Genomic DNA, 26,699 nt, shown 5'->3' on the forward strand with positions numbered 1-26,699 from the left:
ATAAAAAATATATTAATAAATTAAGCTTTATACTAAAATAAGGAAAATACTTTATATAGGGGAGTAATGCAATGAATATTCGTAAAATAAAGGTTGAAGATGCAGATAATTTATTAAAAATGTTATTAGAACTTGATAAAGAAATGAAATTTATGTTACTTGAGCTGGGGGAAAGGTCAAATGATATTAGCAATATTAATTTACTTATAAAGAGATGTATTGATGGCAGTAATTTACTTTTAGTTGGAATTGATGATACTGAAAATTAGAATTAACTGTAGTTTGCCATAATACTGTTGCAAAACATTTATATGAACAAAATGGGTTTAAAGTGGAAGGAATTAAAAAGAATTCAATGATAATTGATGGAAAATATGTGGATGAGTATTATATGGCAAAGTTGTATTGATATGTGATTTTAGGGCTCCAGGGGAATTTCTTCTGGGGACAAAATTAAGGTGAAATTAAGGTCAGCTAAAAATAGCATTAAGATTGGAAATATATAATTGGTTCATAAAGTTTAAGAGGAGAGTAAAGATGAGCCAATATATTGTTAAAACAGAAAATTTAATTAAAAAATTTAATAATGTAAATAGTGTAGATAAAGTGAATTTAAAAGTTAGAGAAGGAGAAGTTTATGGATTCTTAGGTCCAAATGGAGCAGGAAAATCTACAACTATCAAAATGATATTAGGATTAATAAAACCTAATAGTGGAGAAATAAGTGTTTTTGGAAAATCAATTAAAGATGATAGAGAAGAAATACTAAAAGATATAGGTGCTTTAGTTGAAAGTCCTTCATATTATGGACATTTAACAGCTTATGAAAATTTAGAGATTTTAAGAAGAGTATTAAAGGTAAGTAAAAATGAAATAGAAGAAAAATTGAAGTTAGTGAATTTATGGGATGCTAAAAATAAAAAGGTTAGAGAATTCTCATTAGGTATGAAGCAAAGACTAGGAATAGCACAAGCTCTTATGGGAAATCCAAAGCTTTTAATTTTAGATGAACCAACTAATGGACTAGATCCAGCAGGAATTATAGAAATAAGGAACTTAATAAAATATCTAGCTAAGGAAAAAAATATTACTATAATAATTTCAAGTCATATATTAAGTGAAATTGAGTTAGTTGCTACAGAAGTTGCTGTAATAAATAAAGGAAAGTTATTATATCAAGGATCACTAGATAATTTAAAGAAAAATTCAACTAACGAAGTATTAATAGGTTTAGAAAAGCAAGAAGATAAGGATTCAGTATTTAAGTTACTTACTTCTAGGAAATATAGAGTTCAAGAGGAAAATGGAAAACTAAAAGTTAAAGGAAATAATGCTTCTGCATCTACACTTTGTAGAGACCTTGTTATGTCAGGCTATGATATTAACTATTTATCACAAGAAAAAAGCTCCTTAGAGGAAATATTCTTAGGATTAACTAAGGAGGTTTAATTATGTTGATGACTTTAATAAAAAATGAATTTATAAAAGAAAAAAGAAATTTAGTAATTTTATTTATATTAGCTATTCCACTAGGTGTGGCAGCACTTTTATGTGTAGATTTTTTAATAAGATATGAAAGTTGGCTCTTGCCTCAAGCTATGGAAAAAGGCTTAACATCATGGCAGGTTTTAATAAAAGAACAAAGGATATTATATTTCAATGATTTTATGCCTATGTTTGCAGCATTAATTTTAGCTACATTATTTGAAAGTGAATATAAAAATAATTCATGGACATTTTTATTAACACAGCCAATAAAAAGAAGTAGCATTTTAATATCAAAATATATAGTAGCAAGTTTTTATTCTATATTAATGCTACTATTAAATGTTATTTCTTTAATAATAGTAGGAATAATATTTAAGTTTAAAGAACCAATACCTTGGAAGTTTTTCATAGTTATGTTTGCAATACAATTAATATCATCATTAGTAATTATGGTTATACATTTATTTATAAACCTAAGAAATAAAAATTTGCTTATATCTTTAGGAACAGCAGCAGTATTAAGTATGATTTCTTCAAATATTTATTATAACGATTTCTACATTAAAAATATTAATCCATATGGATTTTCTTTATTTTCAATAACTCAAGGTAACAATGAAATAGCTTTAGTTCTAGTTATATCTATATTTATATTATTAATAGGTTCTTTGTTAATTAAAGCCTATTTTAATAATAAGAAAATTTATTAGGTGGAGGGATAGAAATGGAATTATTAAAAATAGAATTATTAAAAGTTAAAAAGAGCTCTTTATTACTTTTAGCTTTAATTATCCCAATACCAGTAGTGCTAATAGTAATGAAAAGAATACAAGGCATGGGAGGTATGAATGGAATAAGTCTTAATGAAGAAATATTTATATTTTCTGTAATTGCTTATTTATCATTACTTTTACCACTGCAAAACATATATACAGCATGTGTAATAACAAAGGTAGAAAATGATAATTGTGGTTGGAAACAATTGATGCTTTTACCGATTAAGAAAAGTAGTATTTATTTTTCTAAATATAAAGTAATGATTGTTACTTTAATTACTTCAATCCTATCATATTTTACTTGTATAGTTTTATCTGAATTTTATTTAAGTAAGAGTTTAAGCTTTAATTTTCAATTGTTATCATATGCTTTGCAAATTTTTATAACAACATTACCTATATTAATTTTACTATTTATAATTGGTAGAAATTTTTCAAGTATAATACCATTGATTTCAATTGGAGTTATTATGTTAATTACAAATATATTTATATCACAAAGTAGATTTTGGGTGTATGCTCCTTGGACATATTCCATGATGATAGTTGGAGGAAATATAAGTAGCTTTGAAAGATATATAACACTTGTGGTATCTATATTGTTATCTATTGCAATGTTTTCTCTAGATTTTATAAGGTTTACCAAATCAGATATAAAGTAAAAGATAATTATGGTAAAATGTAACTAATTGGATGTAATGGAATAGATAACAATTACATCTGGGTTTTGAATACATTTCATATATGTAGTTTCTTAAAATATTTGAAACTAGAGGATATTATTATAAAAGAATTTTTGATATGCAGTGTTTTAAGCTAAATGTATTGTAAGTATGATGTAAAGTGGATATCGGTATTATAATTAGATAACTTGGAGAATTTAACAAAAAGGAGCTGGCATCATGGTTATGGATGAAATATTAAATAAAAAGATAATGTTAGTAGATGACGAAAGAGAGCTACTATCATTATTAAAAGAAGTATTTATAAAAGAAGGATTTAAAGAAATATATGCAGTTGATAATGGTATAGATGCAATATTACAGGTTAAAGAAAAAAATCCGGATATAATAATTTTAGATGTTAATTTGCCTGATATAGATGGGTATAAAGTTTGTGATAGAATTAGAAAATTTTCTACATGTCCAATTATATTTTTAACTGCAATGGGTGAAGATGAAGAAAAAATTAAAGGATTAGAAGCTGGTGGAGATGATTATGTAACTAAGCCTTTTAACATAAAAGAAGTTGTTCTTAGGGTTAAATCTCAACTAAGGAGAGGAAGTATAGTAAGTGAAGTGAAAACTAATTTATATACTTTTGGTAATATATCTATTAATGAAGAAACAGGAGAAGTGAAAAAAGGTAAAGAAAACATATTGCTAACAGCTAAAGAATACTCATTAATCTTATTTCTTGTTAAAAATATTAATAAGGTATTTAGTAAAAGCTCATTATGCGAGGCAATTTGGGGATATGAATATGATGGGTATGACAATACAATTATGGTTCATATAAGGCATTTAAGAGAAAAGCTAGAAGATAATCCAAGTGATCCAAAATATATAAAAACTTTGAAGGGGATTGGCTATAAGCTAGTTAATTAATATGAAAGTAAAATTAACCATTAAATTAATAATATCTATGATATTAGTTTTTTATATAACAATGATAGTATATGGGATGTTAAATTTAGTAATATATAATAGTAATATAACCTTTGGAGAAGAATTATTTAGTGTATCATTTAAAGTTTCAGAGTTTATGGAACCATATATAGAAGATTTAGAAAAAGGAAATGATTTTAAGTTAGATGATAATAATACAAATAAATTAATTGAAAATAACATATGGATACAGGTTTTAGATAAAGAAAATAATGAAGTATATGAAGTAAATAAGCCTACAAATGTACCAAGTAATTATCTTAAGGCAGATTTAATAGATTTTATACAAGATCCATGGGGAAGTAAGGCACCTACTACTATTTCTATAAATAATATAGCTAAAGGAAATGAAAATTATACATTATTAGTTGGTTTTCCAATAGATAAAATTTTTAGATTTAAAATGATATTTACAGAGGAAAGTTTTAAATATCATATTTCAATTATTATTTTTGTATTAATTTTAATGACTATTGTAGCTTATATATTTAGTCGAAGTTTAGTTAAGCCAATGGTATCAGTTGTTGAGGATATAGATGATTTAAAAAATGGAATATATGAAAATAAGAAAAATAAGCAAGGGATATTTAAAGAGGTAAGCAAAAATATTAATAACTTATCTATTATTTTAAAGGAAAGTGAAATAGAGAGAAAAGAAGCAGATAAAGCAAAAGAAGAATGGATAGCTAATATTAGCCATGATTTAAAAACTCCATTAAGCTCAATTAAAGGATATGCACAACTTTTAAATGGAGATCAATATGAGATAAATATTGACGAAGCCAAAAGATATGGTAATGCTATTTTAGATAACAGCAATTATATTCAAGATTTAGTTAATGATTTATCTTTAGTTTATAAATTGAAAAATAAAGTGCTTCCTATTAATTTTAAGGAAGAAAATTTAATTAATTTAGTACAAGAAAGTATAATAGACTTATTAAATAATATTAAATATAGTGATAGAGAAATAAATTTTAATTATCATGATGAAAATATAAGATTAAACTGTGATAAAAAATATTTAAAAAGAGCAATAAATAATCTTATAATAAATTCTTTAGAGCATAATTCTAAAGATACTATCGTTGATGTTTTTGTATTAAAGAAAGAAAATAATATAAATATAATTGTAGAAGATAATGGGCAAGGAATAAGAAAAGAAGATCTAAAAAATATCTTTAATAGGTATTATAAAGGCGTAAATACAAGTTCAGCATCTAATGGATCAGGCCTTGGAATGGCAATAGCTAAAGAAGTAATAGAATCTCATAATGGAAGTATTAATATAGAAAGTGAAGTTGGAGTAGGTACTAAAATAATTATAGCTATAAAGTATTAAGTACAATACTTATAATTAAAAAAGCAGTAAATAGGTTTGTGGAAAATAAATCTATTTACTGTTTTTTTTTATAACTTAATATATAGATATTAATATATCATATTAATATCATATTGCTTTTAGTGCCATAATAGAATTTAATAGAATTAAAATGTAAATAAAATAAAGTTTTAGGATAAAAGTGTATATATTTTAAATTTATTATTGCATAATTATAATATAGAGCTATTTAATAATAATGAGATATTATAAAATAGGTAAAATAATAAAAGGGGAATATTAAAAGTAAAATATGGGGTGATATGATGAGATTAATAATACATGATTTAAAAAGTGAAGAATTTGAAAAAGTAGTTTATAGTAATTTAAAAGATACTTTGATAATTTCAGATGACGGAAGTATTCATAATTGTATTGGATGTTTTGGGTGTTGGATAAAGACACCTGGAGCTTGTGTTATAAGAGATAAGTATGGAGATATGGGAGAACATTTATCAAAATGTAGTGAAGTCATAATAATAAGTAGATGTACTTATGGAGGATTTAGTCCATTTGTAAAAAATGTTTTAGATAGGAGTATTTCTTATGTATTACCTTTCTTTAAAATAAATAATGGGGAAATGCATCATCAAAGAAGATATGATAATAAAGTTGATATGAAGGTTTGGTTTTATGAAAATAAAATAACAGAGAAAGAAAAGCAAACTGCAAGAAGAATAGTAAAAGCCAATTGTATAAATCTATACTGGGAGATATCAAATGTTTCATTTGTTAATGATATTAAGGAAATGGAGGGGCTGATACTATGAAAATAACATTGATAAACGGAAGTCCTAAAGTGAAAGATAGTGCTTCAGGACTTATATTAAATGAGTTAAAAATTTTCTTGAATAATAGTGAGGATGAAGCAGAGAGAAACATAAGTATTTCTGAATATAATTTTAGAAAAAATAAGTTAGATAGTGCTGTAATTGAAGAAGTAGTAACATCTGATATTTTAATTTTTATATTCCCTTTATATGTAGATGGAGTTCCATCTCATTTATTAAGTTGCCTTGTTCAGTTAGAAGAAATCTTAAAAAATATCAAAGAAAAGAATATTAAAGTTTATGCTTTAGTTAATAGTGGATTTTATGAAGGAGAGCAAAATAAGTCAGCTATTGAAATAATTGAAAATTGGTCTGAAAAATGTGAACTTAAATGGGGACAGGGGATTGGTATTGGTGCTGGTCCACTTTTACACTCAGTTAAAGATGTTCCAGAAGGCCATGGACCTAAGAAAAATTTAGGAAGTGCATTAACTACTATTTCAAAAAATATATTAAATGATTCAAGTGACGATAATATCTTCATTTCTGCAAATTTTCCGAGATTTGCATATAAGTTTGCTGCAGAGATGGGATGGAAGCAAGCTATTAAAGCTAATAAATTGAAGGTAATAGACTTATATATAAGAAAATAAAAAAGATAAAATCTGGGTAATAGTGAAGTTCGCTTAGAACCCAGATTTTGTATTTTGTAAACTTTTCCATTGTATCGCAATACTATGTATTATACAGAAATATTAGGAGAATATAAATGGAATTAGACAAAAATTCAAGGAGAAAGTGGAGAGGAATTGAAATAGTAGGCTTAGTTTTAGTTATTGTTTCATTCATTACACTTTTAGTATCCCCAGAATCTATATCTGGATTGTTTGACAGCATTACAAATCAAGTATTCCCTATAGTAGTTGATGTATTTCTATTAAGTGAGGTTGGTGTAGCTATTATAATTAGTGTAATAGTAGGCAGAATTTTAGAAAGATTAGGCTTTACAGATGCATTAATTAGAATTTTTATTCCTATAATGAAAGTATTTAAAATAAACCCATCAGTAATTATTCCAAGTGTATATAATGTATTAGGTGATATAAATGCAGCAGGGGCAATAGCTGGGCCAGTTTTGAAAAAGGCAAAAACTACAAAGGCAGAGCAAAAAATTGCTATAGCAACGATGATACAATCACCTCAGTCATTTGCAACACTGGTTCTTGGTATAGTTGTATTAACTAAGTTTGGCATATCAGCATTGCCTTTAGTACTAGTTAGTATTTTTTTACCTATAGTATTAGTTCCAATTATTTTATCTAAAACAGTATATAAAGATACTAAGGCAGTAGAGTTAGAAGAATTACCTAGGTTTACACCAGAAACTAAGCTGCTAGATACTATTTTTAGTTCTGCAAAAGAAGGAGCATATCTATTATTTTTAGTCATTATACCAGCAGTAGCAGCAGTGTTCACTATAATTGGAATTTTAGACTTCTTTGGAATTTGGACAGTTATACAAAATGGAATGACAATAGTTCTTCAATGGTTAAGTATAGAGCCAGCAACAGGTATTGTATCTGTATTAGCTAGCCCAACTCTAGCAATGGCTCAGTTAAATGAAATGAGTAATATTGCACCTGCACTTGTAGTTGGTGGGTTTGTACTTGCAAATTCAGGTTTACCATTATCAGTTTTATTTGGACAAATACCAGTAACTTGGAAAGAAAATTCAGATTTAAATGAAAGAGAAGCATTATTAGCAGCTCTATTAGGTACAGTAATTAAATTTGCAAGTTGCATAATAATTGGATTACTTTTAACACCATTAATTGTTTAGAGGTTTATATGGATAATAAATATATTGTTAAATCAAGCAAAATAATCACAGTAAGTGATATTAAGACTTTATATAATGGTGCTATTGTAGTAAGTGATGGAATAATAATTGATATAGGAAATTACTATGATATCAAATCGAAGTATAAAGATTTAGAAATTATAGATTTTAAGGATTTAGTAATTACGCCATCACTTATAGATTGCCATACTCATTTATTTGAATATGCACCATCAACAGTTTATCCAGTAACAGAAAAAACTTATGAAATTGCACAAGATGCTTTAATTTTAAATGGCTTAATGTCTGGAGTAACAGCTTTTGGTGAACAAGTTTGTGGATCACCAATGTATGAAATGAATTTAGATAAAATCAAAGAAAAAGCAAAAACTTTACCTTTAGATATAGTATTTTCAACTAATAGCATAACAATAGGCTTTGAAAATTTAGTTAATTTAACATCTGTTACGGGAAAAAGTTCAGTTGATAAAAGCACACTTATAAATGAAGAAATATTAGAAAAGATAATTGATGAAAGTGAATATCCAGGAGAAAATGTATTTATAAATGCCACTCCTGCTAATTTAAAAGAAGAATTAGTTCCAAAGGCAGGAGAAATAATTTATACACAAGAAGAATTAAATAAAATATCAAAAATGTTTCATAATAAAGGAAAGAAGATAGGATGCCATGTTGCTGGAGAAGAAGGAATAAAAATGGCCATAGAAGCTAAAATAGATATTATACATCATGGACATGGAATAACAAATGAATTAATTAAAAAAGCAAAAGAAGAAAATATAATAATTGTTGTAACACCATTAGGTGGGACACACTTAAAACCAAATTCACCAGAAGAAATTGAAGCATTAGTTAAAGAGGGAATAATTATAGCAATAGCAACAGATTCATATCTACCTCCAGATATAAACCTGCCATGGTTAAACTTTGAAGATGATAGCCCAAAAGGACCAGAAGTATTAATGAAAATATCAAACCAAGGTATGCTTAAGTTGAAAGATGCGGGATTAGATGAAAATGAAATTTTATCATTAATCACATTAAATGGAGCCAAAGTATTAGGATTAGAAGAAAAAATAGGATCATTAAAAGTTGGAATGAAAGCGAACTTTATTGCAAGCAAAGGAGTACCAGGATTAGAAATTACAGATACTAACGACATTATTAAAGTATTTTATGAAGGAAAGTGTGTAATAGATAAGGAAGGACAATAACAATAATAAATAATGAAAAAATTTATAAATTAAAATTAATTTAAAGTTTTTAAATCAGCATATAGTTAAGCTTTAGTGTATATGCTGATTTTTTATTTATCTATATAATAAATCATAAAGAAATTTTTGATGATAAAAAGTACCTAGTACAAACTTATCCAATTAAAGATATTTATACTAAAATTACTATTATTTTTATAGATTATTAATTAGCCAACTGGTTAATATAATAGTGTCAACAAAAATAATATATAAAGGAGATGTAAGATATGGCATCAAATAATAATGGAAGTAACAGAAATTTAGTACCAGAAGCAAAAGCAGGGTTAAACAGATTAAAAAATGAAGTTGCATCAGAAGTTGGATTAAGCAACTATGAAAGTGCAGACAAAGGAAATCTTACTTCAAGACAAAACGGAAGTGTTGGCGGAGAAATGGTTAAGAGAATGGTAGAACAATACGAAAACCAAATTAAATAATTAACTGTTTAATTTAATACAAAAATAATAAAAGGATTAATGATGAAAATTCATTAATCCTTTTATTATTTTTGTGTGGAAATATATTTAAAAATATTTTAATATTGCATATTTTAATATTAATAGTAAATTAAATTTTGGCAATATAATCTTAAATAATATACTCGTAAATGATAATTAAAAAAAACAAAAAAATAAAAGTGTACAAAATTATCTAAATCAATAGAATAAGATATACTAAATAATATGAAAGTATTAACAATAGTTATTTGAATAATATTATTGATATTTAAAAAGTAAAGGATTAAAAAGTAAATATTGTTATAAAATATAATGAAATTATGGATTTATGATAAATTTTAAATTTTCATAATTTTTACCAATAAGTATCTTAATGCTGTTAATTGGAGGAATTGGATTATTTAGCTCTTGGTCAATAAATAAAAATGCGAATAGTATGTATAGCACTAATTTAATATCAATAAAGGATTTACAAGGTTTAAAATCAAACTTAAATTATGATTATATTAATATAGTGAAGGTGATCTATGAAAAAGATGAAACTAAGTTAGAAGAAAGATTAAAAATAATTAGTAATATAGTTTATGAAAACGAAGAATTAATTGAAGAGTTTGAATCTCTTGATTCAATAGAGGAAGCAAAAGATGTATTCTTAGATTTTAAGAGTGATTTATTTAAATATAGAGAATTGAAGTCTGAAGTCATAGAATTATTAAAAGAAAATAAATATGATGAAGCATCAGCTCTTCATAATTCAGAGATAGTACAAATCATAGACTCTATGTTTAACAAGTTAATGAAAGCAATTGAAATAAATGAAAATTTAGCTAAAAACAGTAATTTAAAAAATATACAAGAATTTAATAAATATTTCTATATAGTTTTAATTGTTACTTTAATAGGGTATGTTATTATTAGCTTTATGTCTTATATATTAATTAAAAATATTATAAATCCATTAGATAAAATAAAAAATTTAGCTGATAGATTAGCTAGTTATGATTTTTCTATGCCTATCAGCATAACTAGAAAAGACGAGTTTGGACAAACTGGAATAGCCCTAAATACTGCACAGGAAAATGTAAATAACTTAATAAAAATGATTATGGAAAACTCAGAAGATATAAGTGCTTCATCAGAGGAACTTTCAGCAACTGTGGAAGAGTTATTATCAAAAGTAGAAATTATTGATGAAGCAGTTAATAATATTGCGGCAGGAATGGAAGAATCAAGTGCTGCATCTGAAGAAATAAGTGCTTCCGTTCAAGAGGTAGATGCAAGTATAAATGTACTATCTACTACTGCCATGGATGGAAGTAATAATGCAAGCAAGTCAAAAGAAAGAGCATTAACAGTTAAAAATAATAGTGAAAATGCAATTAAAGACACAATAAAAATATATGATGAAAAACAAAACAAAATGATAAAAGCAATTGAAGATGGGAAAATAGTAGAAACTATAAAAGTAATGGTTGATACAATAGAAAGCATAGCAGGACAAACAAATTTACTAGCTTTAAATGCAGCTATTGAAGCAGCTAGAGCAGGGGAACAAGGTAAAGGATTTGCAGTTGTAGCTGAAGAAGTAAGAAAACTTGCAGAAGAATCAAAGGAATCAGCAATGACAATTCAAGAAACAATTAAAAATGTTCAAGCTGCCTTTAAGAGTAGTAATGAAACAGGTAATGAAATATTAGAATTTATAAATAAAAATGTAAATGAACAATTTGAAGCTTATAAAGAAACAGGAAATCAATACTATAATGATTCAGATTTCGTAAGTAAAATGTCTGATGAAATTGCATCTATGTCAGAAGAAATTACAGCTACAATCGGACAAGTTAGTGAAGCAGTACAAAACATGGCAGAATCTTCACAAAAGTCAAGTGAAGATTCAGTTATAATAAAAGAAAGCATGGATGAAACTACAAGAGCTATAGAGCAAGTTGCTCTAACAGCTCAAAGTCAAGCTGAGCTTGCACAAAAGCTTAATGAAATGATATTAAAATTTAAAATTTAGGGGTAAAGGTTATAAGGAGCTAGACAAATTAAGATTGTCTAGCTTTTTAATATGTCTTTCCATTTTTATTTGAAATAGATTTATAAAGTTGCTATAATATAGCAAAAATATTTATTATATACAATACAAAAGCAAAAATTAGGAGAAAAAGATGAATACACAAAGGATAATTACAACAATTTTATTAGTATTAGTCATAGCTGCAATTGTAGTTAAAAAGATTAAATCAAAAAGGGAATTAAACTTAGGAGAAAAAGAAGTAAATCAAGTTCTAAGTAAATTATCAGGATACAAACTATTGAGTGATATATTAATAAAAAGAGAAAAAGGTTCGAGTCAAATAGATCATATCTTAATAGGTAAAAAAGGAATATTTGTAATAGAAACAAAGGATTATAGTGGTTCAATATACGGAGATCAATATTCAAAATATTGGATTCAAATAATAAATAGAAATAAAAATCAATTTTATAATCCCATTAGACAAAATTATGGACATATAAAAGCTTTAGAAGAATATATAGGTAGAAAAGGAGTATTTATATCAGTAATAGTTTTTACAAACAAATCAAAATTGAAAAAAGTAAAAACAGAGACCCCTGTAATTCAACTAAAAAAACTAAAGAAGTTTATTAGGAAATATCCTTCAAATATAAGGCTCTCAAAGGAAGAAATTGATTGCATTTATAATTCAATAAAGAAGGGTAACGTGCATAGTAATAGAGCAAGAAAGAAACATGTTAAAAGGATTACAAGAAATATATCATAAAAATGTTTTTATCTAATTATAAATTTAAATTATTTTTATAATTAATTTGTATTAAGCTGAAATGTAAAATACAGAGAAATATTAAGAAAATTTATATTATTAAAATCAGGAAGATATTATTAGTATATCTATTCCTGATTTTTATTTTTGAGTATTTTAAAGTATTTTTGAGTATTTTAAAGAATTCTAATAATGAATAGAGATTTATATAAATACATATAACTATATTTAAAAATAACGCCTAAATATATAATATAAGTGACATGGACATTAAAAGAAGTCAGGATTATAATGAGTAGGTTAGATTTTTAATTTGTTAACATAGGAAGGAAAAAGTAAGAAAATGAAAAAGAAAGTTAGCATAGCGTCTCTTTTAGTAGCATTAGGAATTGTATATGGAGATATAGGTACATCACCTCTCTATGTTATGAAATCAATGCTAGGAGTGGACAATGGGTACATATCAAGTCAGCTTATTTTGGGAGGAGTATCCCTTGTTTTTTGGACTTTAACGCTTCAAACAACAATAAAATATGTGCTGATAACTTTAGAAGCTGATAATAAGGGTGAGGGAGGTATATTTTCTTTATATACTCTTGTTAGGAAAAAAGCTAAGTGGCTAATTATACCTGCAGTTATAGGTGGAGCAACATTGCTTGCAGATGGTATGATTACACCACCAGTAACAGTAACATCAGCAATAGAGGGATTAAACTTAGTTTTCTCAATAGAAACTAAAGGAATAATTATAATTGTAATAAGTATATTAACGATATTATTTTTACTTCAAAGATTTGGAACTGATGTGATAGGGAAACTATTTGGACCAATGATGGTTATATGGTTTTTTATGCTTTTTGCTTTAGGATTAAGTCAAGTAATGCAATATCCTCAAATAATAAAAGCCATAAACCCTTATTATGGAATTAATTTGTTAATAACAAATCCTAGAAGTGTTTATATTTTAGGAGCTGTTTTTCTTTGTACAACTGGTGCGGAAGCACTTTATTCTGACCTTGGACATTGTGGAAAGAAAAATATACACTACACATGGGTATTTGTAAAAATATGTTTATTAGTAAATTATTTAGGTCAAGGTGCATGGTTAATGTTAAGAGAAGGTAGTGTAATTAAGGAAAATCCATTCTTTTTAATTATGCCAAGTTGGTTTATTGTACCAGGAACTATAATAGCTACTATTGCAGCAATAATTGCTAGCCAAGCCTTAATAACAGGTTCATTTACATTAGTTTCTGAGGCTATTAAATTAAATATGTTCCCAAAACTTCAAGTTAGATATCCTAATGATGATAAGGGGAAAATTTATATACCAGCTGTTAACTATTTATTATATGTTGGTTGTGTATTATTAGTTTTAAAATTTCAAAAATCAGAAAATATGGAAGCTGCATATGGACTGGCAATTACTATAACAATGCTTATGACTACTGTTTTATTATCTCAATACTTAAAATTTAATAAAAAGAAAAAAGTTATGTCTGTAATAGTATTTGCAATTTTCATGGTTATAGAAAGTGCATTTTTATATGCTAATTTATTTAAATTTATACATGGTGGGTATGTTACTATCATAATTTCAGGAGCACTTATCTTCTTAATGTATATATGGATTTATGGGACAAGAATAAGAAAAAGATTTAGTCAATATGTTGATATAACAGATTATAAAGAACATTTTAAGTCATTACAAGAGGATAAGGAAATACCTTTATATGCGACTAATCTTGTTTATTTAACTGAGTCACAAAATTATAAAGAAATAGAAAACAAGATAATATTTTCTATATTTAATAAGCAACCTAAACGTGCAAAATTCTATTGGTTTGTGAATGTAAGAGTAACAGATGAACCATATACTACTGAATATAGTGTAAACACAATTGTACCAAATGAAGCATTTAGTATTCAATTTAATCTTGGTTTCCGTATAGATCAAAAGGTAAATGTGTTTTTACATCAAATAATTCAGGATTTAGTTAAATGTGGTGAAATTAAATATACTCCGAAGGATTATATGATTAGTCAAAATGGAAAGTTTGTAGTTGGAGATTTTAAATTTGTATTATTAGAAGAAGTACTTTCTAACGAAAATGAGCTTTCTAGATGGGATAACTTTATTACTAGTACAAAATTATTAATTAAAAGAATAACTGTTTCACCAGCTAAATGGTTTGGAATAGATACTAGCATTGTTAAAATAGAGAAAGTTCCAATTATAATAGGTTGTAAAGATAAAGTGAGTTTGACAAGAATAAATTAAAGATTATTAAGATAGGCTTTTAATAGGTCTATCTTATTTTTTATACTTTAATAGTTTATATTGAATTTATAAAATGTATGAGAAATGCTCGTCTTCGAATTGAGGTGCTTTTTAAATATGTACTGGGAAAGCTTTACCGGTTATTAATGGTGAATATTTATAAAAGACTGAGTGAAATATTAGTTCTTTTTATATAATTGACTTTAAATATATATTATAAAACTTATTACTTATTTATATAGTAAAAATATTAATTTATATATTGCTAATAACTTATTAATATGATACTGTATACCTATGTTAATATTAACATATGTTAAAGGAGAAATATTAATGACAATAGATTATGCAATTTTAGGAATGTTAAGCTGGCAGCCATTGACTGGCTATGATATTAAAAAAATCATTCAAGAGTCACCATTTTTCTACTGGTCAGGTAATAATAATCAAATATATAAATCGCTAGTTAAATTGTTAGAAAAGGACTTAGTAGTAAATGAAGTTAAACATCAAGAGGGTGCCCCTTCTAAAAAAATATATTCCATTACAGAATTAGGAGTAAAAGAATTAGAAAATTGGATTATCAATACTAATGTAGAAGTACCTGAATTCAAAAAGCAATTTTTGATACAACTAGCATGGTCAGGGCGTTTAGAGTTAAATGAAGTTGAAACATTATTATCAAAGTATGAATTAGAAGTTAAAGAATATATATCTATGTATAAAGAGGAGCAAAGAAGAGAAAAGCATTTTAAAGATAGAACTAATCAAGAATATTTTATTTGGAAAATGCTTTATGAAAATATGATTATGTCTTATGAAAATGAATTAAATTGGATTGAGATAGTACGTAAAGGTTTATTAAATAATTTTAAATAAGGAGAATTAAAATGAAAATTACAAAAATTAATAATAATGGAATAGAAATTGCTATTGTAGAAAGTAAAGATTTAGTATTAACTGATGTACAATCGGCATTAGATCTAATGGCTACAATATCATATGAAACTGGGTGCGATAGATTTGCTATTAATAAAGAAGCTATTATAGAAGATTTTTTTAAACTAAGTACCGGGATTGCAGGTGATATTTTACAACGTTTTAGCAATTACCGAACTAAATTTGCAGTTTGGGGAGATTTCTCAATATATACAAGTAAAGCATTAAGAGATTTTATTTATGAAAGTAATAAAGGAAATTGTATATATTTTACTTCTACTCAAGAAGAAGCAATAGGTAAGTTATCTAATACAAAATAAAAAGGTTATGGAGATTTTTTGTTTATCTCCATAGCCTTTTTTTTACGATAAAGATAAGTATAAGCATTCATTTTTATGATATAATCATAATATCAACAATAATTATTAAATAATATAATTTATTCAAATTTGATAGAGTTAATTATTTTATTGGTAAAAAAATATGAATTTATTAAGTAAACATAATTTAAAAATATATAAAAAGTTTGGTTAAATGTAACCAGTATAATAACTAATTAGAGGTAAAAACTAAATACAATTAAATATTTAATAATTTTATATTCTATTAAAAAAAGAGTAACCGACTAGTATTACAGTGATCCCTAATATTAGTCAGTTAAAGCATTTATAAAAATAGAAAGGAGAGAATATGTTAGAAAAAGAAATGATAAAAGATACAAAATTCAATTTTGATAATAGTTATTTAAAGCTTTCAAATATATTTTATACTATACAAGAACCAAGTACTGTTCCATCACCTAAGCTAGTTGCATTAAACTATTCATTAATAAATTCTTTAGGATTAGATTCTAAGTTTTTACAAAGCAAAGGTGGAGTTGAAGTTCTTGCTGGCAATAAGATTCCTGAAGGGGCTACACCATTTGCACAAGCATATGCAGGACATCAATTTGGACATTTTACAATGCTTGGAGATGGTAGAGCAACATTAATTGGAGAGCATATAACTCCTATTGGAGAGCGTGTAGATATTCAACTTAAAGGTTCTGGTAGAACTCCATATTCAAGAGGTGGAGATGGAAAAGCTGCTTTAGGTCCAATGCTAAGAGAATACATTATAAGTGAAGCAATGGCTGCACTTGGAATTCCTACAACTCGTAGTTTGGCTGTAGTTACTACTGGTGAAAAAATAATACGTGAAGATTACTTACATGGTGCAATATTAACACGTGTTGCAGCAAGTCATATACGTGTAGGCACTTTTCAATTTGCAGCGAGGTTTGGGAATATTCATGAGCTTAAGGAATTAGCTGATTATACTATAAATAGGCATTATCCTTATATTGATAATGAAGAAAATAAATATTTAGCCTTCTTAAAAGAAGTAGTAAAAAAACAAGCAGAGCTAATAGCAAAATGGCAATTAGTAGGATTCATTCATGGAGTTATGAATACAGATAATATGACAATTAGTGGAGAAACTATTGATTACGGACCTTGTGCATTTATGGATGTTTATGACAAAGAAACAGTTTTTAGTTCAATAGATATTCAAGGAAGATATGCTTATGGAAATCAACCTAAGCTTGCAGCTTGGAATCTTGCAAGATTTGCAGAAACATTAATACCACTACTTCATACTGATCAAGATGAAGCAGTTGACTTAGCACAAAACGCAATTTCAGAATTTGCTAATATATATGAGCAAAATTGGTTATCTGGAATGAGATCAAAGCTTGGAATATTTAATGAAGAAGATGAAGATAAATCACTAATTGAAAATCTTTTAAGTATGATGCATAAATATGGTGCAGACTATACAAATACATTTAGTGCATTAACTCTAGATAAAAAAGATGGTATTGTAATGTTTGAAACCTCTGAGTTTAGTAAATGGAATGAATTGTGGCAAGAAAGATTAACAAGGCAATCAGAAACAAAGGAATCTGCTAAACAACTTATGCAAAGTTCTAATCCTTATATAATACCACGTAATCATAGAGTAGAAGAAGCATTAGATGCTGCAGTAAAAAATGACGATTATGGAGTTATGGATAGACTTTTAGATGCACTTTCAAAACCATTTGCATATTCTAAAGATCAAGATGAGTATTCAACATTACCAGAACCTTCAAATAGTCCATACAGAACATTTTGTGGAACTTAAATAAAAAATAATATGCCAGAGAGACTTATATTTAGTATATAACTAGATATAAGTCTTTTTTACCTGTAAATGAGTTGTTTTAAACATCTCATTTATTATATTGTTAGATTATTACTGAGTTATTCATATAAATTAGTTAAAAATTAGAATACTGCTAGATATAATGCTGAGAAAAATAATATTACTAATGAAAAAGGAATTGAAAATGAAATATACTTTTTAAGATTATAAATTTGGTTTATTTCAATTTTCTTTTCAATTGGAATCTTATAAGAGTTTAAATACCTTCCCGTCTCACTGAGCATTATAGGGCCACCGGTAGCTGACCAAGGTAACATACTACTTCCTGCTAATATTCCTAAGGCTAATGCTGCATAAACTAAGTTATTTCCTATTATAAGGTTTAGTTGCATACATACTGGTAGAATAGTAGCTGCAGCAGGTCCTGCTGAAAGGAATGTTGATATAAAAAAAGCAACAAATAATATACATAAAAGAATCAATAGTTTATTAGTGCCAGTAAAAGATAAAAGTGTTGTAAGCGCCATATTTAATATGCCTAAATGTTCCAGGGCACTAGATATCATAAATAATGCAGCTATAAAGACAATTGAATCAAGGACAGAAACAGTATTTAAGATATCTTCAGGTTTTTCTATAGCAACTAATAAAAGTAATCCTATATAGATAATAGATATAAATGCAATTGAAATAGAGAAAAATGGAGCTATACAAATAAAAAATATAAAAGAAATAAACAAAAAAATTGGGGCATAAATTTTTCTGAATTTAGATATATTGGTATGCCTCTCATGAAGTATAGGTGGCGGTGGTGGTGAATGATGATGAGAATGATGATGGGGAGGTGGCGGCGGCATAAATTTTGCTTTTAACTTGTTATCATCATCTTTAATAATATAACTATTTGATGATTTAGGATTCTCATCCTTTTGATTAATAGATATATTTGATTTTTTTTCATCACGTTTGACCCACCATAAGGTATATAGAATTAATAACATTATATAAAGTGCACATGGAATGAATAATTTATTCAAGAAGTCCATAAGGGTAAAATCTGAATATAATGTTAAAACTACTGCTGGTGTATCTGCCCATGGAAGAGGAGCTCCACCAATATTTGAGGCAATTAATCCAGAAACAAGAATTGGTACTGTCGGTAGTTTAAATTTTATTGATAATTTTAAACATATAAAAGTGAATAATAAAACAACACTTAAGTTATTCATAAATAATGATGTGAAGTACATAACAAAAGGAAGAAGAATAGTAATAAAAATTTTTCGACCTTTTGATATATCTATAAATTTATCGCCGACATATTTAAAAAAAGAATTATTTTCAAATATTTTAGAAAATAATCCAAGTGTAAGGATTAGTACAATGATTTCTAATGGAAAGCTTTCAAAGACTTTATGGGCAGGATAGGTATTACTTAATGTTCCATAAAGTAGTATAGTTCCTAATCCAATACATGCAATAGCAGTACGATATTTTATAGAAAAAATCATAGCTAAATATACTGTTAAAGACAGCGTCAATACGACTATCATTATCTTAACCTCCTTATTTTTCTTTGGTAAAAAATAATATAAGAAATACTTTATAGGTACTCTTAACTATATATTACATATTATGAGAATTGTGAAAAAAGGTTAATTTTATCACCTATATGTAACAAAAATAATGTGCATTTAATAGTATATATTATAAAATGATTCTGAATTAAATATGTAAAGAGGTGCTAATAATGTTTGAAATAATAAATAAAAATTTCCATGGTGCTACTATAACTCTAGCAGTTACAGGGTTACCACTTTTAATTACAGGTGAAGTTGTTTCAAGTAATAATAATATAGTAACCTTAAGGTTAAATAATGGAAGTAAGATATATGTGGAATCAAACCTAATTGCATTTTTCTACTAGTACACTTCATTTGACTTTAAAAAATGTTAAATAAAGATACTATAGTAAAAGTAATTATGGAGGTGTAGTATGGAAAAAAAGATTACCAGCTTTGAAGAACTAAAAGAAATAGGAGTTCCACTTAAGGAATTAATGAAAGATCCAAATAGTGGATTCCAAGAATTATCTCATTTAAAAGATGGATTTAATCCTTTAAAAGAAGTAAATAGAACTAATGGGTTTAATGATCTAAAAGATTTAGGGGAAGATCTTCAACCATTAAAGTCTTTAATGCCTAAAAAGGAAGAAAAAGGTGGCAAGAAAGAAGATGGTAAGGAAGGAAATAAAGATAGTAATAATGCCGAAAATAGCCCAAATAAAGAATCTCAAAGTGAAGAGACAGAGAATACTTCAACCGAAAAGCAAGAATCTGTAAATGAAGAATCAGATAATAAAGAAGTAGAAAATAGAGATAAAGAAAAAAAAGACAAAGGTGAGAACAAAGAAGAAAAAAGAAATAAGGAAGATGATAAAAAGAATAGTAAAGAAAGCAATGAAAAAGACAGCAAAAATGTTGATAAAGAAGATCAAAAAAAGGACAAAAGTAAAGATGCTAATAATGAAGTAAAAGGAAATAATAGGGAAGATAGGAGAAAAGAAGAGCATAAAAAAGAAGAGCATAAAAAAGGCGATGAAGACGGAAAAAAAGAAGAAAAAGGCGATAAAAAGGATGATCATAAATCTGATAAAAAGCATTAGTTAAGATAAAAAATAATTTAGAATCATGAAAGTAAAATTTTGAAAAATTAAAAATAACAATTAGAAGAAAGGTGGTTTACTATATGTATGAATTAATATCACGTTGTTACAAAGGAGTCTCTATAACAGTAGCACTTACAGGGTTACCGTTGTTAATTACAGGTGAAGTTTTTGAAACTAAAGACAATATAGTTGGACTAAGACTAAAAGATAATAGAACTGTCTATATCTCTGCGGAATATATAGCATTCTTTTACTAAAATTAATATATTAAAAATTGGTGTAGATAATTATCTGCACCGATTTTTGCCTAAAAGATTTTCAAATCAAGCTTCTAGGGAGGGGAAAGATGCAAACGTTACTTTTCTTATATGTACTATTAGCTATAACTCAACGTGAACATAATAGCAAATTACGAAGTAACTTCTATAAAAGAATAAATTTTGAAAATACAATCAAAGGAAATAGAAATACTGAATATTATATGGATAATAATTTGAAAAGTAAATTAAGTATTAGTAATGGAGAACTTAAAAATGAAAAAAATAGTAGATGAAAAATTGATAGATGAAGGATTAATAGATGAAGAAATAATCAATAGAGAGAATAAGTCACAAAGTAAAGAAATTTATGAAGAAACATATTTAGATAACATAAAGAACTTTAATGATTTAAGCAACATAAATAATTTAATAAAAATAGATAATTTAGATGATCTGAATTATATTAACAAGGAAGAATGTAAAGAAGAATTTTATAAAAATGATAAATATGAAAACAAAACTACTGAATATATTAAAATAACAAATGAAGATGAAGCACTAAAAGATGATGATGAAAATGAGAATGAAAATAAAGTGCTAGAAAATAATAATATGGGGGAAAGTAATAAACTAATGAAGAAAAAATGCAAGAAAATAAGAGTAAATCATAATGAGATTATTAAAAAATATTATGAAGGAGAGAATATTTTTAAAGGTATAGAAGTAGAAAACCATAAAAATGAAATTAATATAGATATAAATATTAAATACAGTGATTTAATAAATAAATTAATAAGTAAAGATAATGAATTAAATGATAGAATAGATATAATTAAAGAAGAGAGTAATATAAATGTAAATCAAGTGAATAAAAATGAAATTATAAAGGATGAGATATCGCCAATAGAAATTAATAAGAAAAAAGAAAGTATTGGAGAATTATTAAGAAATAAATATTCTGGTGTTAGAATATCGGTTTTAGTAAAAGGATTAGGAGTAATAACTGGCGAAGTTGTACTTAATATAGACTCTACTGTTAGTATTAAGACTGATGAAGATGTTATTATATTTATTGATGAAGATAAGATAGTTGGTTTTATTTAAGCAAGATTAGCATAATAATATTTTAAAACTTTAAGTGAATATAAGGTAAATTTCAAAATGTTAACGAGCTATACTTTATAAAATAGAAGCTATAAACTTTAATAAAAATTTTATAGCTTTTTTGTATTGAAAACCACGGCTATTCCGGTGGATAAAATGGTTTAAGCCCTGCACAGAAAAAACTCCTATGATATAATTGCAACGACTGACAATCGTAAAACAAATTAATCATAGGAGGTGTGTCGTATGAGTAACGACATAGAAAGCTTATCACACACAAAATGGAGGTGTCAATATCATATAGTATTTGCACCAAAATATAGAAGGTAAATAATATATGGAAAATATAAGGCTGAAATTGGGAAAATATTAAGAACTATTTGTATAAGACATGGAGTAGAAATAATAGAAGCGAATGCTTGTCCGAATCATATACATATGGTAGTTACAATTCCGTCGAAAATGAGTATATCAAAATTAATAGGTATATTAAAAGGAAAAAGTAGTTTAATGATTTTTGATAGATTTGCAAATAGAAAAACCACACCATAAGGGTGGTAGCTGAAACTGGTTTGCGATTGGTGGTTATTCTGAGCACGAGTAGTGCCGTCAGTATCATGCCATTTTATGGCTAAATCAAGCCATCAGATAGCTGGTGGTACATGACTTATTTTACGTACTATTTATGTTTTATTCATCAAATTTTATTTAATACATATTATAAAAATAAAAAGGAGATTTTATGAAACATAAAAAATTACCTAGAGAAAAATACTTTGGACATTTAGAGCAAGTCTTTGCTTTTTATGTTCCAATGCCTACAGGAGTTACCATTTCTGAAGAAGTGCGTATTTTGTAAATTTTCCAAAGTGGGGAGACGATGTTAAGTTCACAGTAGCTGAAACTGTTAAGAATAAATTAGTTCCTTATCCAAATATGGAGATAAATAAAGAAGATTATAATTATCATCCTAGCAAAAGATTTATAAGTGTGCAAAGTGTTGTAGCAGATGGAAGAGGAACACTTTTTGTTTTAGATACAGCTTCGCCTATGTTTTCTGAACCTATATTTCACTGCAAATCAATTAAATAGACAAGCTGATTATTACTATGGTAAAGACTTAAGATAAAAGCCTTATAGCTTGTTTAGAATTAAAATAGATGAATTACCTGCACAAACAAAATAAGAGAAATTTTCATTTTTAGATGGAATATATAAGTTCATGGTAATATTTAGTGAAGTGACTAAATAAATAGACTTATATATCCATTTTTTATTTGATATTATTAGATGAAGTCTTATATAATTATAGTAATAAAAGAGAGGAGTAATAAATTTATGATAAAATGGGGAATTATAGCACCAGGCACAATAGCGAATGCTTTTGCAAAAGAAGTTAATAATACTAAAGAAGGAATTCTTTCTTCTGTTTATGGAAGAAACGAGGATAAAACAAAAGAATTTGCTAAGAAGTATAATATAGAAAAGTATTATACTAATATAGATGACTTTTTAAGTGATGATAACATAGACGCGATTTATATAGCAACACCTCATAATTACCATATGGATTATGCTAAGAAATGTATTAGTGCTAAAAAACATATATTATGTGAAAAGCCATTTTCATATAATTCTAAAACTGGGCAAGAAGTTTTAGAACTTGCAAAAGAAAATAATGTATTTATAATGGAAGCACTTTGGACTTTATTTTTACCAGCAATAAACAAAGCAAAATCATGGATTAAAGAAGATAAAATAGGAAAAGTTAAATTAATTACAGCAAACTTTGGATTTAAAAGTGAATATAATATAAATTCAAGGTTATATAATCCTAATTTAGCTGGAGGAGCTCTATTAGATGTTGGTATTTATCCAATTTTATTTTCTAATTATATAGCAAATGCTTTTCCAAAAGAAATAAATGCAAGTGCCGAATTTACAAAAACTAATGTAGATGAAAGCGATATTATTAATTTAAAGTATGAAGATGGAACATTGGCTTCTTTAACATGTTCAATAGCAGCTGATACAGATAATACAGCAGTTATATATGGTGAAAAAGGGAAAATAGTTATACCAAGCTTCTGGATGTCAAAAGAAGCATATTTATATAATGAAGATGCTTCTGAAAAGTATATAGATGAATATGAAGAAGCTGGATATAAATATGAAATTGAAGAAGCAAATAATTGTATTACTAATAAGTCTTTAGAAAGCAATATAGCATCTCATAATGTTACATTAGAGCTAGCTAAAGTAATGGATGAAGTAAGAAATCAAATAGGTTTAGTTTATCCATTTGAATAGATGATTTCGATTTATTTTTATTAGTTTTTCATTATTTTTTAAAAAATGTGATATTATATGGATTAATAAGCCTTATAGTACTATTTAATGCTAAGAAGCGCAATGTTTATATAATTTAATGGAAGTAATATAGATATAAGGAGATAAAAATGAAAATAAATAAAATAGATCAGCTATTAAATTCTTTAAATAAAGAAGATTTAATATCTATTCTTAAAGATTTAGTTAATGAATATGAAGGATTAGAAGAAAAAATATTATTTAAATATGTAACATTAGAAGAGGATGAAGAAATAAAGAAAAATAAAAAGTATTTATCAGATATCACTAAAAAGTATGGTAGTGGTAGAAGATTTGTTTCTTGGAGAGAATGTGGTAAGTATGCAAATGAAGTGTTTCAAATACTAAATAATGCGAGAAACTATTACTTTGATACAGGTAAGCCATTAGTTGCTGTAGAAACGTCAATAGCTGTTATAGTAAAAATGATATCATCTACTCAGTATATGGATGATTCAAATGGAGATATTGGAGAGGTCGTAAGGGAAGCTATACTATTATTAGATGAATGCTGTATTAATGCTGAAGAATTTTCTAAAAAAGATAAAACAAAGATTTTTAATAAATTATTAAATGAAGCAGATAAGGCTATTTATGACGGTTGGGAAGAGTGGAGATTAGATATAATCAGTAACTGTATCTATTTTTGTGATGATGAAAAGCTAAGAATTAAATTTGAAAATAAATTAGATAATAAGTTAGAAAGTTATGCTGATGATTGGATAGGAAATCACAATAAAGAAAATTTATTAGGAATAAAACTTCAGATAATAGGTACATATGGCACAGAAAAAGAGGAAAATAAATTTATTGAAGACAATATTAAGTATTCAGGGTTCAGAGAGTTACTTATAAGTAAATGTATTGAAAATAATGAATATGATAGGGTAATAAAGTTAGCAGAAGAAGGAGAAATTTATGATAAAGACTATATGGGGTTAGTTTATAAGTGGAAGCAGTACAGATATGAAGCTTATAAAAATCTTAATATAGTTGATAAACAAAAAGAATTAGCTAAAGAATTATTTATTAGTGGAGATATTAATTATTATAAAGAACTTAAAGCTCTATATATAAATGAATGGAATAATTATTATTTGGGGCTTAAGAAAGAACTTAAAGATAAGGGATTAGTAAGTCTTAGTATATATCCAGAAATGTTAATTAATGAAAATGATTTAGAGGAATTATTACAGTTTGCTAAGGATGATGTTAGAAGAATAGAAATATATGATGAGTTACTTATAAAAGATTATAGAGATGATGTTAATGATATGTATAAATTCCTAATAGGAAAAATATCAGAGAGTGCTAGTGATAGAAAACAGTATAAAAAGGTATGTAAAGTAATTAAAAGGTATAAAAACTTATTTGGAGACAATGATACATATAAAATTATTAAAGAGCTAAAGGAACTATATATAAAAAGACCTGCTTTTATAGATGAATTGGGAAAAATATGAATATTCCATTCTTTCATATTTATCTTACCTAAATGTCCTTTTCTTTCTTCTTATTGATACAAAAAAATAGTAGTTTATTTTGCCTTTACACAAAATAAACTACTATTTTTTAGTTATTTTAACTTACTACTATGATGGATTTATTTTAAAATAGGACAAACTGAATTTCTATTTAGAGATAGCCTATTTATAATGCTCTAGATTTATTTAGCGATTTAGATTTTGAGCAAATTGTTGCATAATAGCTTTAACTTCTTCAACCTTTTCTGACTTTAATAAAGCAATCATCTTAGGAATAAATTCCATAATATATTCATGTGAAAAAGTACCTTCTGATTGTTTCTTAAAGCTTTCAGCAAGTAATGCTTTTGCTTCCTCAATTTTATCTTCTTGAACTCTTTCTAAAATAAAACCTAAAAACTTTTCTTGTCCTTGATTCATAATTATACCTCCAATTTGTAAATTACACTTAGTTTCCTAGTAAAATAAACTTTTCAATATTTTAGATAAAACCATATAGTAATTATAATGCATAATACTGTTCTAAAATCAAATATAAACAGAATAATGATACTAATGGATTCACTTTTACTATACAAAACTATATAATAAGGAAATTATATTATATTTTTTAATTTGAAGTCAAACAGTATATATAAATTTATAGATATAATAGTTAATATATAATTTATATTTTAAAAGTGGATTAGAAGTAGAATCCAAGGATTTATTACAAACATAAATAAGGATAATAATAAGATAATTATACAAGTTATACACTCATTAAAATCAGCTCAATTTGGCAATAGGACTATATACATAAAAGATGAAAAAGTAACTAATAAAGAATGTTTATAATAAATAATATTAGTAGCAATATAAGTAGTAAAATAGATTCTATTTATGCATTTTAAATTATTAAGCTATTTGAAGTAAATGGAGTTAATTTATATATAAATAAAGTAACTACATTTGTTTATG

At 26.1% G+C, this 26,699-nt stretch carries 27 protein-coding genes and 1 pseudogene; 26 read left to right on the top strand and 2 right to left on the bottom strand.

Annotated elements, in window-relative coordinates:
- Positions 1-71: 71 nt before the first annotated feature.
- The 17 genes from NSA50_RS02170 (at position 72) to NSA50_RS02250 (ending at position 17,832) form a co-directional block, all read left to right on the top strand.
- Complete coding sequence (locus NSA50_RS02170) at positions 72-269, top strand: hypothetical protein (protein WP_257442565.1); 198 nt, start codon at positions 72-74, stop codon at positions 267-269.
- Positions 270-537: 268 nt separating this feature from the next.
- Positions 538-1,449, top strand: coding sequence for an ABC transporter ATP-binding protein (locus NSA50_RS02175; protein ID WP_257442567.1), 912 nt, complete (start codon positions 538-540; stop codon positions 1,447-1,449).
- A gap of 2 nt (positions 1,450-1,451) precedes the next feature.
- Positions 1,452-2,198 carry an ABC transporter permease gene (locus NSA50_RS02180; protein WP_257442569.1) on the top strand — a complete coding sequence of 249 codons (747 nt, stop codon included), beginning with the start codon at positions 1,452-1,454 and terminating at the stop codon, positions 2,196-2,198.
- A 14-nt stretch (positions 2,199-2,212) separates the two neighbouring features.
- A complete protein-coding gene (locus tag NSA50_RS02185) occupies positions 2,213-2,926 on the top strand; it encodes an ABC transporter permease (RefSeq protein WP_257442571.1) in 714 nt (237 codons plus the stop codon).
- A gap of 240 nt (positions 2,927-3,166) precedes the next feature.
- The gene (locus NSA50_RS02190) at positions 3,167-3,871 is read left to right on the top strand and encodes a response regulator transcription factor (RefSeq protein WP_257442573.1); all 705 of its coding nucleotides are present in this window, start codon (positions 3,167-3,169) and stop codon (positions 3,869-3,871) included.
- Between the two features lies 1 nt (position 3,872).
- Positions 3,873-5,273 carry a sensor histidine kinase gene (locus tag NSA50_RS02195; protein ID WP_257442575.1) on the top strand — a complete coding sequence of 467 codons (1,401 nt, stop codon included), beginning with the start codon at positions 3,873-3,875 and terminating at the stop codon, positions 5,271-5,273.
- 305 nt (positions 5,274-5,578) lie between these two features.
- Positions 5,579-6,082, top strand: a complete 504-nt coding sequence (locus tag NSA50_RS02200) for a flavodoxin family protein (protein WP_257442953.1) — start codon at positions 5,579-5,581, stop codon at positions 6,080-6,082.
- Positions 6,079-6,735 carry an NAD(P)H-dependent oxidoreductase gene (locus tag NSA50_RS02205; protein ID WP_257442576.1) on the top strand — a complete coding sequence of 219 codons (657 nt, stop codon included), beginning with the start codon at positions 6,079-6,081 and terminating at the stop codon, positions 6,733-6,735. The genes NSA50_RS02200 and NSA50_RS02205 overlap by 4 nt, the downstream gene beginning before the upstream one ends.
- Positions 6,736-6,851: 116 nt before the next feature.
- On the top strand, positions 6,852-7,922 hold the full coding sequence (locus NSA50_RS02210; protein ID WP_257442578.1) for a hypothetical protein: 1,071 nt from the start codon (positions 6,852-6,854) through the stop codon (positions 7,920-7,922).
- Positions 7,923-7,930: 8 nt separating this feature from the next.
- A complete protein-coding gene (locus NSA50_RS02215; protein ID WP_257442580.1) occupies positions 7,931-9,157 on the top strand; it encodes an amidohydrolase family protein in 1,227 nt (408 codons plus the stop codon).
- 269 nt (positions 9,158-9,426) lie between these two features.
- Positions 9,427-9,636, top strand: coding sequence for an alpha/beta-type small acid-soluble spore protein (locus tag NSA50_RS02220; RefSeq protein WP_195266293.1), 210 nt, complete (start codon positions 9,427-9,429; stop codon positions 9,634-9,636).
- A 382-nt stretch (positions 9,637-10,018) separates the two neighbouring features.
- Entirely contained in the window at positions 10,019-11,677 is a 1,659-nt protein-coding gene (locus NSA50_RS02225; RefSeq protein WP_308463889.1) for a methyl-accepting chemotaxis protein, read from the top strand.
- Positions 11,678-11,828: 151 nt separating this feature from the next.
- Positions 11,829-12,446, top strand: coding sequence for a nuclease-related domain-containing protein (locus NSA50_RS02230; RefSeq protein WP_257442585.1), 618 nt, complete (start codon positions 11,829-11,831; stop codon positions 12,444-12,446).
- 343 nt (positions 12,447-12,789) lie between these two features.
- Complete coding sequence (locus NSA50_RS02235) at positions 12,790-14,727, top strand: KUP/HAK/KT family potassium transporter (RefSeq protein WP_257442587.1); 1,938 nt, start codon at positions 12,790-12,792, stop codon at positions 14,725-14,727.
- Between the two features lie 333 nt (positions 14,728-15,060).
- Positions 15,061-15,606, top strand: a complete 546-nt coding sequence (locus NSA50_RS02240; protein WP_257429821.1) for a PadR family transcriptional regulator — start codon at positions 15,061-15,063, stop codon at positions 15,604-15,606.
- 11 nt (positions 15,607-15,617) lie between these two features.
- The gene (locus NSA50_RS02245; protein ID WP_195431121.1) at positions 15,618-15,986 is read left to right on the top strand and encodes a DUF4180 domain-containing protein; all 369 of its coding nucleotides are present in this window, start codon (positions 15,618-15,620) and stop codon (positions 15,984-15,986) included.
- Between the two features lie 370 nt (positions 15,987-16,356).
- The gene (locus NSA50_RS02250) at positions 16,357-17,832 is read left to right on the top strand and encodes a protein adenylyltransferase SelO (protein WP_257442591.1); all 1,476 of its coding nucleotides are present in this window, start codon (positions 16,357-16,359) and stop codon (positions 17,830-17,832) included.
- 143 nt (positions 17,833-17,975) lie between these two features.
- Here NSA50_RS02250 and NSA50_RS02255 read toward each other — a convergent pair whose 3' ends face one another.
- Positions 17,976-19,406 carry an ArsB/NhaD family transporter gene (locus NSA50_RS02255; protein WP_257442592.1) on the bottom strand — a complete coding sequence of 477 codons (1,431 nt, stop codon included), beginning with the start codon at positions 19,404-19,406 and terminating at the stop codon, positions 17,976-17,978.
- 197 nt (positions 19,407-19,603) lie between these two features.
- Between NSA50_RS02255 and NSA50_RS02260 the strand changes: the two genes are divergently transcribed.
- The 9 genes and pseudogenes from NSA50_RS02260 to NSA50_RS02300 all read left to right on the top strand — a co-directional run bounded on the left by NSA50_RS02260 (position 19,604) and on the right by NSA50_RS02300 (position 25,718).
- Positions 19,604-19,780: a DUF6897 domain-containing protein gene (locus tag NSA50_RS02260; protein WP_257442594.1), complete on the top strand. Its 177-nt coding sequence runs from the start codon at positions 19,604-19,606 to the stop codon at positions 19,778-19,780.
- Between the two features lie 69 nt (positions 19,781-19,849).
- Positions 19,850-20,518 carry a hypothetical protein gene (locus NSA50_RS02265; protein WP_257442595.1) on the top strand — a complete coding sequence of 223 codons (669 nt, stop codon included), beginning with the start codon at positions 19,850-19,852 and terminating at the stop codon, positions 20,516-20,518.
- 83 nt (positions 20,519-20,601) lie between these two features.
- The gene (locus NSA50_RS02270; protein ID WP_257442596.1) at positions 20,602-20,778 is read left to right on the top strand and encodes a DUF6897 domain-containing protein; all 177 of its coding nucleotides are present in this window, start codon (positions 20,602-20,604) and stop codon (positions 20,776-20,778) included.
- 89 nt (positions 20,779-20,867) lie between these two features.
- Positions 20,868-21,074, top strand: coding sequence for a hypothetical protein (locus NSA50_RS02275; protein ID WP_257442597.1), 207 nt, complete (start codon positions 20,868-20,870; stop codon positions 21,072-21,074).
- A complete protein-coding gene (locus tag NSA50_RS02280; protein WP_257442598.1) occupies positions 21,055-21,885 on the top strand; it encodes a hypothetical protein in 831 nt (276 codons plus the stop codon). The genes NSA50_RS02275 and NSA50_RS02280 overlap by 20 nt, the downstream gene beginning before the upstream one ends.
- 246 nt (positions 21,886-22,131) lie before the next feature.
- A pseudogene (gene tnpA / locus NSA50_RS02285) lies at positions 22,132-22,425 on the top strand (IS200/IS605 family transposase); the annotation flags it as partial.
- Between the two features lie 396 nt (positions 22,426-22,821).
- On the top strand, positions 22,822-22,977 hold the full coding sequence (locus tag NSA50_RS02290; protein WP_257442599.1) for a hypothetical protein: 156 nt from the start codon (positions 22,822-22,824) through the stop codon (positions 22,975-22,977).
- A gap of 246 nt (positions 22,978-23,223) precedes the next feature.
- The gene (locus NSA50_RS02295) at positions 23,224-24,195 is read left to right on the top strand and encodes a Gfo/Idh/MocA family protein (RefSeq protein WP_257442601.1); all 972 of its coding nucleotides are present in this window, start codon (positions 23,224-23,226) and stop codon (positions 24,193-24,195) included.
- Between the two features lie 149 nt (positions 24,196-24,344).
- Positions 24,345-25,718 carry a hypothetical protein gene (locus NSA50_RS02300; protein WP_195431141.1) on the top strand — a complete coding sequence of 458 codons (1,374 nt, stop codon included), beginning with the start codon at positions 24,345-24,347 and terminating at the stop codon, positions 25,716-25,718.
- A gap of 207 nt (positions 25,719-25,925) precedes the next feature.
- Here the strand turns inward: NSA50_RS02300 and NSA50_RS02305 are convergent, their stop codons facing one another.
- Complete coding sequence (locus NSA50_RS02305) at positions 25,926-26,159, bottom strand: hypothetical protein (RefSeq protein WP_257442603.1); 234 nt, start codon at positions 26,157-26,159, stop codon at positions 25,926-25,928.
- Between the last annotated feature and the right edge of the window lie 540 nt (positions 26,160-26,699).

The sequence above is a fragment of the Clostridium mucosae genome (assembly GCF_024622765.1).
GTDB lineage: Bacteria > Bacillota > Clostridia > Clostridiales > Clostridiaceae > Clostridium.